General features: G+C 67.6%; 8 protein-coding genes. 3 read left to right on the forward strand and 5 right to left on the reverse strand.

What is annotated here, in order from left to right:
• The first annotated feature begins 157 nt into the window (after positions 1-157).
• Together ABT324_RS05195 and ABT324_RS05200 are read left to right on the forward strand one after the other, a co-directional pair.
• Positions 158-5,773: a hypothetical protein gene (locus ABT324_RS05195; protein WP_351171909.1), complete on the forward strand. Its 5,616-nt coding sequence runs from the start codon at positions 158-160 to the stop codon at positions 5,771-5,773.
• Between the two features lie 17 nt (positions 5,774-5,790).
• Positions 5,791-7,158: a hypothetical protein gene (locus ABT324_RS05200; protein WP_351171912.1), complete on the forward strand. Its 1,368-nt coding sequence runs from the start codon at positions 5,791-5,793 to the stop codon at positions 7,156-7,158.
• A gap of 16 nt (positions 7,159-7,174) precedes the next feature.
• Here ABT324_RS05200 and ABT324_RS05205 read toward each other — a convergent pair whose 3' ends face one another.
• From ABT324_RS05205 to ABT324_RS05225, 5 genes are all read right to left on the reverse strand, one after another.
• Entirely contained in the window at positions 7,175-7,918 is a 744-nt protein-coding gene (locus tag ABT324_RS05205; protein WP_351171915.1) for a succinate dehydrogenase/fumarate reductase iron-sulfur subunit, read from the reverse strand.
• On the reverse strand, positions 7,918-9,816 hold the full coding sequence (locus tag ABT324_RS05210) for a fumarate reductase/succinate dehydrogenase flavoprotein subunit (protein WP_351171918.1): 1,899 nt from the start codon (positions 9,814-9,816) through the stop codon (positions 7,918-7,920). The genes ABT324_RS05205 and ABT324_RS05210 overlap by 1 nt, the downstream gene beginning before the upstream one ends.
• 10 nt (positions 9,817-9,826) lie before the next feature.
• The gene (gene sdhC / locus ABT324_RS05215; RefSeq protein WP_351171921.1) at positions 9,827-10,627 is read right to left on the reverse strand and encodes a succinate dehydrogenase subunit SdhC; all 801 of its coding nucleotides are present in this window, start codon (positions 10,625-10,627) and stop codon (positions 9,827-9,829) included.
• Positions 10,628-10,746: 119 nt separating this feature from the next.
• Positions 10,747-11,031, reverse strand: coding sequence for an Rv0250c family protein (locus tag ABT324_RS05220; protein WP_351171925.1), 285 nt, complete (start codon positions 11,029-11,031; stop codon positions 10,747-10,749).
• Positions 11,032-11,148: 117 nt separating this feature from the next.
• Positions 11,149-11,790 (reverse strand): TetR/AcrR family transcriptional regulator, encoded by a 642-nt coding sequence (locus ABT324_RS05225; RefSeq protein WP_351171928.1) that lies wholly within the window; start codon positions 11,788-11,790, stop codon positions 11,149-11,151.
• An 82-nt stretch (positions 11,791-11,872) separates the two neighbouring features.
• Here ABT324_RS05225 and ABT324_RS05230 point away from each other — a divergent pair, with 82 nt between their 5' ends.
• A complete protein-coding gene (locus ABT324_RS05230) occupies positions 11,873-12,871 on the forward strand; it encodes an LLM class flavin-dependent oxidoreductase (protein ID WP_351171931.1) in 999 nt (332 codons plus the stop codon).
• Positions 12,872-12,966 lie beyond the last annotated feature (95 nt).

Here is a 12,966-nt window from a genome sequence, read left to right on the forward strand (position 1 = left end):
GCTCGTTCTAGCAACTCTGCCCCCAGAACGCAGTTCTTCCTGCGCTGGTGGGCGCCGAAGACTGGGCGGTAACTGTTGCCCGCTCCTCGCCCTCCAGAAAGGGCTCGAAAATCGGTTTGCTACTCCAGTCGAGCGAACTTCAGGTGAACTCGATCAAGTGATCCGAGCCGAGGAGACCCCGCTGGCAAACTCACGTAGCGTGACGGGACTGACTCAACAGGTACGGAAGTGGCTCGCTGCGCTGAACGAGAGCGAGTTAGGCATTGTGCTCACCGTGTGCGATCGCCTCCGGTCCGCCGCCAAGCTTCCCCAAGTACCCAAACGGGCTTCAGCCACGTCACGAGACCAGGCTGCATGCCACATATGGGCGCGCAAGACTTCCGGCCAACACATCGAGTCGGTCATCACGAGCGCATTGCCTGCCATTGCCAACCTGCTCGTCGAGCACTACGGCTGGGCTCCTGACCAGGTCGAAGAACCCGATATCGAGCAGCTCACCGAGATGCTGACCACGCTGGGGCGCCCCATCGGCCAGCTCGGGCTCTACGGACTGCTCCTGACGGAGCAACCAGCAAGCAGGTTGGCCCGGGAACATCACGGAGCGCTGGAGAAAGCCCTGCAGTCTGCGGACGTGAAGAGAGCTCCCGAACCGGACGAGAAGCACAACGATCCGACAGGAGGCCGCCAGGATCCGTCCCAAGGCATCGAGGGAGCAGCCGACGGGAAGGTTGACCCTGCACCTGCTCAGCTGGATGCAGCAGCGCTCGACGAGCTCGCGAAGTGCGTTTCCGATCTCCAGCAGCTCGCAACCTCCCTCGCAGAACAGCTGCGCACGACCGCTGCCGCGGTTGACGCAGGACGTGCTGTCGACTTGGGCGTCAACACACTGCTGACCAGCTATGACCAGCAGCACGAGACCCTGGTCGCAGGAATGGCGGAGCACACCCCGGAGTTCGCTGACGCAGGCTTCGAAGACATCGAGATCCTGCTCTCCTCGTGGCGCGCTGACCTTGCCGACCGCGAGCGAGAACAGCGGGAGGAGGTGGCTGGCAAGATCAATGATCTCGAGAAGAACATCGCCGAGATCGATGCGTTGATTGCGAAGAATCCGGTTCCCGCGCTCTCGGAAGCTCGAGCGCAGTACCTGCAGCGGCTGCACGACTTGCGGAAGTCCCTCGCGGAAGATGCCACCTCCCCCGACGTGGTGGGCGAGTACAGCGAAGCGTCAGGCGTCCAGAGCGAGTGCGCCGCAGCAGTCAGCGAGGCCAGAACGCTGGAGGATGAGCGCGAAGAGGTGTCAGATCCCACGGGTGCTCCTGCCACCTCGCACGCGCCTGCGGCTGGTGCTGTCGCGGCGGGTGAACCGACTCCCGAGCCAGCACCGGTCGCCAACGCTGAGGCCGCTGGACCGGCGGAGGAAACCGGGGCCGCGGGGGAATCGCCGCTCGATTCTCCGTGGGAAGAGGGGACACCACCGGTTGCAGTTGCACTCGTGGCATCCGGCCGCCTCGCGGAGGCGTACTGGGTCACCGCGATGTCCGCCGAACCGGACCGTCGCAGTGCCGTCTTGAGCTTCGCCACCAGCGCATACAGCGCGTACAACAGCGAGGAAGCAACGGCTGTGCTGGGCACCCTCGCGCTCGACGCCCAGGAACTCAGTCGCGATGCCGACGCCGCTGTGCTCGCCGCCACCGCCCTCCTGCGCGCGGCGCTGGTCGCTGGCTGGGGGCCGCAAATGCTCCCCCAGTTGGAACCAGCACTCAGCGTCCTCCCCAATCCCTGGCAGGACCTGCTCAAAACGGCGATCCGCGCAACGCGACTCCAGTACAGGATCGAACCTGCGGTAGGAGTCCGCTCCACCGCCGACACCGACGAGATCCGCGCCGAACTGGGTAGACGCGCCGAGAGCCTGGCCGCTGACCTTCCGCTTCGGAAGAACCTCTACCAGCGAGGAACCCGGGTGCTGCAGCGCTTGGCTCGCGAGGGCCAACCTCTGCACGACGGTCTCCAAGCTGTGATCGCCTGGTCGAACGGTACTGGAAGCAGCGAACAGCTCGCATCCCTGCTGGAAAAGTTCACCGGGCACAACGCGGCCGACGAGCTGATCGATGAAGCCGATGCCGCGGTGCGCACCCCCAAGCAGACACGAGAGCCCATCATCGCCGGGGCGAGGCGTGGACTGCAACGAGCCGTTGAAGAAGTGGCCACCCTCCTCCGGCAGGCGCACGCCGTCAGCGTTCGGATCAACTCCTCGGGCTCAGCGGACAAGGCCATCGGGGCCGCGCTGGGACGTGCAGTCACGGCGCTGCAGGACCAACCGACTCCGCCGGGGATGGCTGGTAGCGCGATGAAGCTGCTGCGGGATTGGATGGCCGAGCCCAGCAGCGCCCTGTCCTTCCCAAACCGCCACATGGCACCAATTGGGGAGGTCAGCACCGCTGAGCCGACCACGGATGTCCTGCTCCCGCTCACTGACCTGACGTGGACCGTCGACGGACGCCCTGATCCAAACCACCCTGAGACCTCCTCGGTGCTCGCTCGTCTGGTCCAGCCGTTCGACATCACGGCGGCTGTGCTGGCCTACTGCGAGCGCGGTGATCTGCGCAGGGCAAGCCGCATCCTGGAACTCCACGAGCACGGTTGCTGGGAGGCGGTGGCAGACAGTGCGCGCCTGCAGCAGGCAATCATCACCTCGAAGCAGGAGTGGACAGCGCGGCACCGCGAAGCGGTGACGGAAGCCCGTGACCTCTTCGCCCGGGTTCGCGCCCAGAACCTGCTGAACCAGAGCGACGACAGCACTGTCAGCGGCCGGATCGAAGCTCTCAGCACGGTCAGCGACGACGACTTCCACGCAGCTTCCCGGCAACTGGCCGACCTCGTCGGCGAGCTGACGAACCGCCAGCGAGCGCGCATCGAGGAGCTCGGAACCCAACTGGACACGCTCCAGATGTCCGATGCCGATCGGCTCCGCATCCGCGGCCTGCTCGAGGAGGCCGACACCGTTACCGCGACGGAGTTCCTCTCCTTCGCCATGGAGGGCAGGCCACTCCCCGAGCACTTCGGCCCGGGGACGGAAGACGTCAGGCTGTTCACGAAGTTCCTCGAGGACGGGTTCAGGAACAAGCTGGACGCGCCGCACACGAGCGCGCATCGCTGGGCTGATCTGGCCGAACCGGTCACACCACTGACGAACCACGCCAAGGACGGCATCGACGCGTGGGACTTCCTGGCCGACCCGACGGGACGCAGCCGGGACAACCACGCCGACAACGTCCGGAGGATCCTCTACACGCTCGGGTTGAACTGCGCCGAGCGTCCCACCCACCTCGCGCCTCGCGCTCGCCGGGGCTTCCGGGCCTACCGCGCCAAGGCCACCCCGAACGACGGTTCCTACATCTCCGACCTGGGCTCCTCGGCGAACGAGTACACAATCACCGTCGTGCTGGACGAACGCCGAGGCCGTTCGGTTCTCAGCGTCCTCGACCCAGAGGACACCTCACGCACCAACATCGTGGTGTACCCGCACGCCATGGACCTGGCAACCAGGCAGGCATTGGCGGCCCAAGCGGTGAACAACAAGGTGAAAGCCCTTGTCATCGACCCCGCGGCTTTCGGGTGGGTTGCTGCCAGGACGCCCAATTCGTGGCGTGCGACGCAACGCGTCACGCTGCCCTGGACGATCTTCGAGCCGTACAAGCCGTTCGTCGCTGGACTGGTGCCGCCCGAGGTCTTCGTGGGGCGCGCAACGGAGATGTCCCAGGTCACCGATCGCGATGGCGGTCTCTTCGTCTACGGTGGCCGACAGCTGGGCAAGTCAGCGCTGTTGCGACGGGTCCACGCCACGTTCGACAACGGCGACACCAAGCACGCCATCTACCTGGACCTGAAGGCCAAGGGCATCGGCGAGGCGGAGCCGGCCTCACGTATCTGGCGGGCACTGACCATCGAGCTCAAGAACCGAGGCGTTCTCGGACCGAAGGTGTCGGACGAAGCACCGCCCGACACCGTCATCAACAACGTCAAGGCATGGCTGTCCGAGAACCCGAGCCGACGGGTGCTGATGCTCGCGGACGAGGCAGACGCGTTCCTCACGGCCGACTCCCGTGGTGAGTCCACTCCCGGTGGGATCTCGCACTTCAGGAATGTGCTCGGGCTCAAGGAGCTCATGGAGTCCACCGAGCGGCGGTTCAAGGTCGTCTTCGCTGGCCTGCACCAGGTGCAGCGCTTCGGCCACATCTCCAACGTTCCGCTGGTTCACGGCGGCCCCGACATCCTCATCGGTCCGCTCGAACCGTTGGATGCCCGCAAGCTGGTGGTGGAGCCCATGGCCGCGCTGGGGTACCAGTTCGAACGGCCAGAGCTGGTCTGGCGTCTGCTGTCCGCCACGAACTACCAGGCCAGTCTGATCCAGATCTTCTGCGAAGAGCTGGTCCGCATGCTGCACGGCAGGCGTGGTCGCAGCCAATCGGTGCCAGTCCTGGTGACCGAGGACGACGTCGAAGCTGTCGCTGCGAGCGACTTGGTGCGCAGCAGGATCGCCGAACGGCTCCGGATCACTATCAACCTGGACGACCGGTACCGGGTGCTCACCCTCGTGATCGCGCTGTTCAGCCTCAACGACTCGTTCGGCACCGATTACGGCCCCGAAGAACTCCTCGACGAGGCCCGCAACCGCTGGCACTCCGGCTTCGCCGAATTGACGGCCTCACAGGTGAGCATCTACCTCGACGAGATGGTCGGGCTGGGGCTGCTGAGCCGACTACCGCACAAGAAGCGGTACACGGTGCGGAGCCCCAACGTCATCAACATGTTGGGCACCAAAGCCGACCTCGAGCGGGAGTTGGCCGAAACCGACTTCGACCGGCCCTACGAGTACAACCCGCGGGAAGCACGTCGGTTGCTGGCGTGCGAGGACGGAGGCCGTGAGTTCCACAGCCCGCTGACCGACGGCCAGCTCCACGACCTCGCGTCCAGCTCAGGAATCTCGGTGATCACCGGTAGCGGCGCGCTGGGAATCGATCGTGTTCCGGATGCGATTCAGAACTACGCCGAAATGCGAGGAACCCGCACCGCGACGGTCAGTTCCGACAAGGACCTGAAGAAGGTGGTGACCGATGCCGTTCGCCGACGGGGTTCCTCGACGATCGTCATCGTCAACGCGTTGAAGATGCCCCTGTCGGAGGTCGAATCGGTCACCGGCTGGATCGAGGACAGGCTCGCGAAGAAGACGCCGCCCCAGAACGTGTCGGCCGTGCTTCTCGCCGCGCCGTCTGTTGCCTCGGCCGCAGCTGCCAAGGTTGGCATCGAGCCGATCCGACTGGAGCGTTGGACCACCCGGAGCGTGCGCAGTTGGCCAGAATGCCCGTTCGACGTCCCGGAATCACGTGAGGCGCTGATCAGGGCGACCGGCGGTTGGCCAGATCTGGTCGAGCGAACGATTTCCTGGGTTATCAACGGGGGTTCCACCCTGACCAGCGCGGTGCGCTTTGCGGAGCAGAAGCTCAGCGAGCCGAACGTCTGCCGGGCCCACCTCAGGGGTTGCGGTCTCGACGAAAGCCTGATCCGCCAGATCGACAACTGGGTGGAGTACTTCGAGCCCGGCGATGTTGTCCCTCCAGAAGACGTGGATGCGGCACTTGAAACGGACCGGGAGACGAGTCGGGCGCTGCTGCAGCACCTGTCCATGCTCAACGTGCTGGACGAACACGAGAACGGTGTGGCGCTGGACCGGGTGGTGCACCGCTGCCTCCAGTACATCCGCGGTACGTCATGACCGCGCGGTGGAGCTTGTTGACCCTCCCCGGCCCTCGCAAGCACTTGGAGTCCATCAGCAATGATCTGGACGAGGGCCTGAGCTGTGTCTGGCTGATGCCGGACGAGTTCGTTGCGAACGGCTTTGCCGACGAATTGCTGGACGAGCTGGCGAACGACCACGACAGCTTGCACGTTCCGGAGCCGCATGGAGCGCACATCGGTGGGGCGGCAGCAGCCGTCCCACCCATCCGTGCTGCTCAACCGAGGAGTGACCTACCCAGGTGGGCGCAAGACACGTTCAGCGGTCTACCGAGTTTCGACGCCTCGCCCTCCCCTGTGGCCATCACCGTGAGTCCGCGAACGACTTCGGTCACGGAGAGGATCGTGCAACTCCTCGACCTGAACACCGACGAGCATCCCGATGAGATCCGCGCGATCGTCACCGAACCACAGCTGCGCGGCAAAGTCCTCGTGGTGTGTGGTTGGCGCGAGCGGGACCGGGACTCGCTGGCGGAGGTGCTGGTACGGCTCACCTCACTCGTGAAAGAGGAAGGACTGCCTCCAGCGCACCGCCCACGCCTGCTGCTCGCCACCCGTGAGCGGGACCTGCCCCTGGCCACATGGGACCGCCTCGACCAGATGACCACCCGCATCCGGTGGTGGTGGGGAGTTGTGGGCAGGCTGGACACCGCGGTCGTCGTGGCAACCGCACGTCCGAGGTTCGGCAGTTCTGGTTCCACGAGCCACGTGAGCGCGCTGCGCGAGTTGGTTGCCATCGACGTGATCACCGAGGTCGCTGGTCCAGATCTGCGGCTGGCCGAGTACCTCGCGATCTCGTGGGACGGGCTCGTCTCGTCCCTCGGCGACAGCATCGAAGTTTCAGCACGCGAGTTCGGGGGTGAGTTCCAGCTAGGTGGCGAACTGCCGCGTCGTGGCGGTAACCGACCGCCGTACGAGCTGCGTCGCGCGTGGCGGCTCGGGATGGCCGATCTGTGGGAGCACCAGGTTCGCGTCAGTCCCACAGCACATCGTCCGAAGCGGACCGGCACCGGGCTGGACGCGATGATCTGGCGTGGCCAGAACAGGGCCCTCATGCCCATCTTGGACGAGTACCGCGGACGGGTCGAACAGGTCTTCCGGGATCGAGCTTCGCGGGCCGTGCTGGCCGACGTGACCCAGCAGGAGCGACCACGGGGGGTCGCAAGCCAACCACCCCGCAGATCAGTGCTGGAACTCGGAGCCATGGCTTGGGCAGTCGCGAACAAGAGGGTCCGGCTTCCGCGTGCCGACAACGAGCTGCTGTTCAGCCTCTTGGACGTGCGCAACTCATTGGCCCACCTCCAACCCATCACAGATGACGAGGTGGAACGGCTGGCCAACGCCTTGGCTGGAAGCCGTTCCTGACCTCCAGCCCGGGGGGTCAGTCCTTGGGCTTGCGGAAGAGGCGGAGGAGGGGGTCGTAGCGGTGGTCCGCCAGGCGTTCCTTGAGGGGGATCAGGGCGTTGTCCGTGATGTGGATGTTCTCCGGGCAGACGTCCGTGCAGCACTTCGTGATGTTGCAGTAGCCCAGGCCGTGGTCGCCCCTGGCCTCCTCCGGGCGGTTCTCCGCCTCGTCGAGGGGGTGCATCTCCAGTTCCGCCACCCGCATCAGGAAGCGGGGGCCGGAGAAGGACTCCTTGTTGTCGTCGTGGTCGCGGATCACGTGGCAGGTGTTCTGGCAGAGGAAGCACTCGATGCACTTGCGGAACTCCTGCGAGCGCTGGACGTCCACCTGCTGCATCCGGTACTCGCCCGGTTCCAGGTCCGCGGGCGGTTGGAACGACGGGACCTCGCGGGCCTTGGTGTAGTTGTAGGACACGTCCGTGACCAGGTCCTTGACCAGCGGGAAGGTGCGCATCGGGGTGACCGTGATGGTTTCCGAGCGGTCGAAGGTGGACATCCGGGTCATGCACATCAGGCGGGGGCGGCCGTTGATCTCCGCCGAGCACGAGCCGCACTTGCCCGCCTTGCAGTTCCACCGCACCGCCAGGTCCGGGCACTGGGTGGCCTGCAGCCGGTGGATGATGTCGAGCACCACCTCGCCCTCGTGGACCTCCACCGTGTAGTCGCGCAGCCCGCCGTCCGCGGTGCCGCGCCAGACCCGGAAGTGCGCCTGGTACCCCATCAGATCTCCCCAACCCGGACGTCCGCGAGCTCTTCTTCGGTGTAGTACTTGCGCAGCTCTTCCAGCTTGAACAGCTCCAGCAGGTCGCCGCGCATCGGCGGCTGCGGCTGCTCGGTCACCTCGACGTGGTTGGCCACCAGCTCGCAGACCAGCAGCTTGCGGCGCCACTTCGCGTCCATCGCCGGGTGGTCGTCGCGGGTGTGGCCGCCGCGGCTCTCGGTGCGCAGCAGTGCCGCGCGGGCCACGCACTCGCTGACCAGCAGCATGTTCCGCAGGTCGAGGGCGAGGTGCCAGCCGGGGTTGAACTGGCGGTTGCCCTCCACTGCCAGGTGCTGCGCGCGGTCCTTGAGGTCGCGCAGCCGCTCCAGGGCCTGCCGCACCTCCGCACCCCGGCGGATGATCCCGACCAGGTCGTTCATCACCTGCTGGAGTTCGGCGTGCAGCGAGTACGGGTTCTCCCCCACCGGTTCGGCCGAGGCGGTGAACGGGTCCTGCGCCCGCCCGGCCGCTGCGCCCACATCGGACTTCGCGATGCTCGGGCGGATGCCCAGCCCGGACACGTACCCGGCGGCTCCGGTGCCCGCGCGGCGGCCGAAGACCAGCAGGTCGGACAGCGAGTTGCCGCCCAGGCGGTTGGAGCCGTGCATGCCACCGGCCACCTCGCCCGCCGCGAACAGGCCCGGCACCCGGGAGGCCGCGGTGTCCGGGTCCACTTCGACCCCGCCCATCACGTAGTGGCAGGTCGGGCCGACCTCCATGGGCTCCGCGGTGATGTCCACATCGGCCAGTTCCCGGAACTGGTGGTACATCGAGGGCAGCCGCTTGGTGATCTGCTCCGCGGGCAGGCGGGTCGCCACGTCCAGGTACACGCCGCCGTGCTCGGACCCGCGGCCCTCCTTGACCTCGTTGTTGATCGCCCGCGCCACCTCGTCGCGGGGCAGCAGCTCGGGCGGGCGGCGGTTGTTGTCCGGGTCGTCGTACCAGCGGTCCGCCTCGGCCTCGTCATCGGCGTAGTTGTCCTTGAACACCTCGGGGATGTAGTCGAACATGAACCGCCGACCCTCAGAGTTGCGCAGCACCCCGCCGTCGCCGCGCACCGATTCGGTGACCAGGATGCCCTTCACGCTCGGCGGCCACACCATGCCCGTCGGGTGGAACTGGACGAACTCCATGTTGATCAGCGACGCCCCGGCGCGCATCGCCAGCGCGTGACCGTCCCCGGTGTACTCCCAGGAGTTGGAGGTGACCTTGAAGGACTTGCCGATGCCGCCGGTCGCCACGATCACCGCCGGGGCCTCGAACAGCACGAACCGCCCGGACTCCCGCCAGTACCCGAACGCGCCGGCGATCCGGCCGTCGTCCTTGAGCAGCTCGGTGACCGTGCACTCCTGGAACACCTTGATCCTGGACTCGTAGTCACCGGTGGCCGCGTGGTCCTCCTGCTGCAGCGAAACGATCTTCTGCTGCAGGGTGCGGATCAGCTCCAGTCCGGTGCGGTCACCGACGTGCGCCAGCCGCGGGTACTCGTGGCCGCCGAAGTTGCGCTGGCTGATCCGACCGTCCGGGGTGCGGTCGAACAGCGCGCCGTAGGTCTCCAGCTCCCACACCCGCTGCGGTGCTTCGCGCGCGTGCAGCTCGGCCATCCGCCAGTTGTTCAGGAACTTCCCGCCGCGCATGGTGTCGCGGAAGTGCACCTGCCAGCCGTCGCGGGAGTTGACGTTGCCCATCGAGGCGGCGATGCCGCCCTCGGCCATCACCGTGTGCGCCTTGCCGAACAACGACTTGCACACCACGGCGGTGCGCAGGCCCTGCGACCGCGTCTCGATCGCCGCGCGCAGGCCTGCGCCACCGGCGCCGATCACGACCACGTCGTACTCGTGCCGTTCGATCTCCACCATCGACGTCCTTCTAGTTGAACAGCCTGGGGTCGGGGAACGCGCCGCTGGCGACCAGCATCACGTAGAGGTCCACGAGGGCCACCGAGACCAGCGACGACCAGGCCAGCAGCATGTGCTTGCCGTTGAGCCAGGTGACCTTGGTCCAGAACCAGTAGCGCACCGGGTGCTTCGAGAAGTGGTTGATCCGACCGCCGATCAGGTGGCGGCAGGAGTGGCAGGACAGCGTGTAGGCCCACAGCAGCAGCACGTTGACCACCATGAGCAGGCTGCCCAGCCCGATGCCGAAGCCGCCGTCGGCGCCGCGGAACGCGATCACCGTGTCGTAGCTGAGCACCGCCGCCACGACCAGCGCCGCGTAGAAGAAGTAGCGGTGCACGTTCTGCATGATCAGCGGGAAGCGGGTCTCACCGGTGTAGCGGCGGTGCGGTTCGCTGACCGCGCACGCCGGGGGCGAGGCCCAGAACGACCGGTAGTAGGCCTTCCGGTAGTAGTAGCAGGTCAGCCGGAAGCCGAGGACGAACGGCAGCACGAAGATCGGCGGCGGCACGAGCGGCCCCAGGTCGGGGGCGGGCTGACCCCAGTGGCTGGCGCCCGGCACGCACGCGACCGACAGGCACGGCGAGTAGAACGGCGCCAGGTAGTGGTAGTCGGGGACCCAGTACCACTGGTTCATGAAGGTGCGGATCACGCCGTAGACCACGAAGGCCAGCAGCGCGAGGAAGGTGACCAGCGGGGGCAACCACCAGCGGTCGGTGCGCAGGGTTCGCACGGAGATGCGTGCCCGACCGGTGGCGGTGGGGGGAGCGGACATTCGCAGACCTCGTTGTCGTGGTTTGTCCGGCGGTGCTCACCTGAGGTCGCTCATTGTGGATCAGCAGCGCGGGGCCAGGAAGTCCCCAAACCGGTGCAACCGGGGCGAGCGGCCGCCGGTCACTGGGGGGCCCGACCACCCAAGCCCTCGTCGTCGGCGTCGCGCCACAGCGAGGGGTCGTAGGGGGTGTCGGGGACCACCACGACGTCGTCGGACTCGGCGCCGCGCCGCTGGGCGGGCATGGCGCTGGAGAGGTCGGCGACGTCGATGTCCAGGCGTTCCACATCGTTGTGCAGGCGACGCACGGCCGGGGCGTCCCCGTAGCGGGCGCGCAGGGCGCCGACGCTGCTGCGCAGCTGCGCCAGCAGGCGGTGGAGTTCGGCCAGTTCGGTGGTCGTGGCCATCGGCGTGCACCTCTTCCGACTGGTGGTGGCTCGGTACGGCACCGACTCTGCCCCGAACAGGGAAGTGTGACAAGTGCCACACTCGTGATCTCGGCGAGGTTCCCCCGCGTGGGGCCCTCAGCCCGCCGCCATCGCGGCCAATCCGGCGAGCAGCGGCTGCAACCCCAGCTCGAACTGGTCATCGAAGCTCAGCCCGCGGGTGGCCCGCGCGCCCGCCACGATGTGCGGGAAGTCCGCCTCCGGCAGGGACGCCATCGGCGAGGTGGCCTCACCCGGCGCGACCAGGTCGATCTGGGCGTAGCCGATCGCGTAGCTGAAGACCAGGCGCGATGCGCCGACCAGCGCGGTGCCGCGCAGCCCCGCGTCGTGCAGCGCGCGCATCAGCGCCTCCGGCAGCCGCAGCGACGCCGGGTCGCTGTACTCCCGGAGCGCGACCAGCGGGGTCGCGTTGGGGCGGCGGATGACCAGCGACCGGACGCTGCGCGCCAGCGCGCTGACCCGCTCGCGCCAGGGCAGCTCGGCGTCCGGGACCGGGAGCTCGGCCATCAGCCGCTCGATGACCAGCCGCTCCATCTGCGCCTTGTCGGCCACGTGGTGGTAGAGGCTCATCTTCCCGACGCCGAGCCGGTCGGCCACCGCGCGCATGGAGAGCCCTCCGTGGCCGGATTCGTCGAGGACCTCCAGGGCTGCCGCGAGCACCGCCTCGCGGGTCAGCTTCGGTGGGCGGCCCCGGCGGCGCGGGGTGTTCGGCGTGGTCACGCGCTCAACCTAACCCAGCCGCTCGACTGCTCCGACATCCGCTGCTAATTTTTCGTACCGAAGACGAAAAAGGAGGCAGACCATGACCCAGTACGGACTCGTCCTGTTCACCGACTCGTTCGGCACCGCCGACACCCGCGAGACCTTCGACCGGGCGCTCGACCACGCCCGCGAGGCCGAGCGGCACGGCTGGCACGAGGTCTGGACGACCGAGCACCACTTCAACCCCCGGGTGCTCAACTCCGCCGCCCTGGCGATGGCGGGGTTCCTGCTCGGCCGCACGGACCTGCACGTCGGCACGGCCGTGTGCGTGCTGCCCAACCACCACCCGCTGGCACTGGCCGAGCAGACCTCGGTGCTCCAGCACCTCTCCGGCGACCGCTTCACGCTCGGCGTCGGGCGCGGCCAGCCGCTGGTGGACCAAGAGGTCTTCGGCACCGGCATGGCCGGGTTCCGCGACATCACCGAACCCGTGGCGCTGCTCGACCAGGCCCTGCGGCAGGGGCGGGCGAAGGGCGGCGGCGGGCGGTACGAGTTCGACGAGGTCGCGATCACGCCGGAACCACCGGCCCGCCGGGTGCCGTTCGTGCTGGCGTCGTCCTCGCCGGAGTCCGCACGGCTGGCCGGGCGCCACGGGGTTCCCGTGCTGCTCAGCCCGTTCATCGACGTGCCCACCAAGCGCGCGGTGCTCGACGCGCACGCCGCGGCGGCGGCCGAGCACGGGCACCAGCTGGATCCGCGGGACAACATCGACTCGTCGTACTTCGCCACCGCCGACGACACGGCGACCGCCGAGCAGCTGCTGACCACCGGGATAGCGGAGATCGAGCGGCAGATCGCGCAGTCCGGCAGGCCGCTGGTCGAGCGCCCGGTGCCGACGGCCGAGCAGGCGGTGGCCGCGGCCGAGCGGCTCACCGGCTGCCACATCGCGGGTGATGTGGCCGAGTGCCGCCGACAGTTGGCCGACCGGGTGGCGGCACTGGGCGTCGGCCGGGTGCTGCTGATGCCCGAGGGCGCGGGGTCGCACGAAGCCACGGTGCGCACCATCCGCGAGGCGGAGCAGGTCTTCGGGCGCGGCTAGCAGTCGTGGCGTCGGGAACCGACCGGCGGCAAAGTCGTGGCGAGTCTTGTGGATCAGCATCCGCACCTACAGACTCACGAGTCGGTTCCCGAAAC

The organism is Saccharopolyspora sp. NPDC000359 (genome assembly GCF_040300525.1).
Classification (GTDB): Bacteria; Actinomycetota; Actinomycetes; order Mycobacteriales; family Pseudonocardiaceae; genus Saccharopolyspora.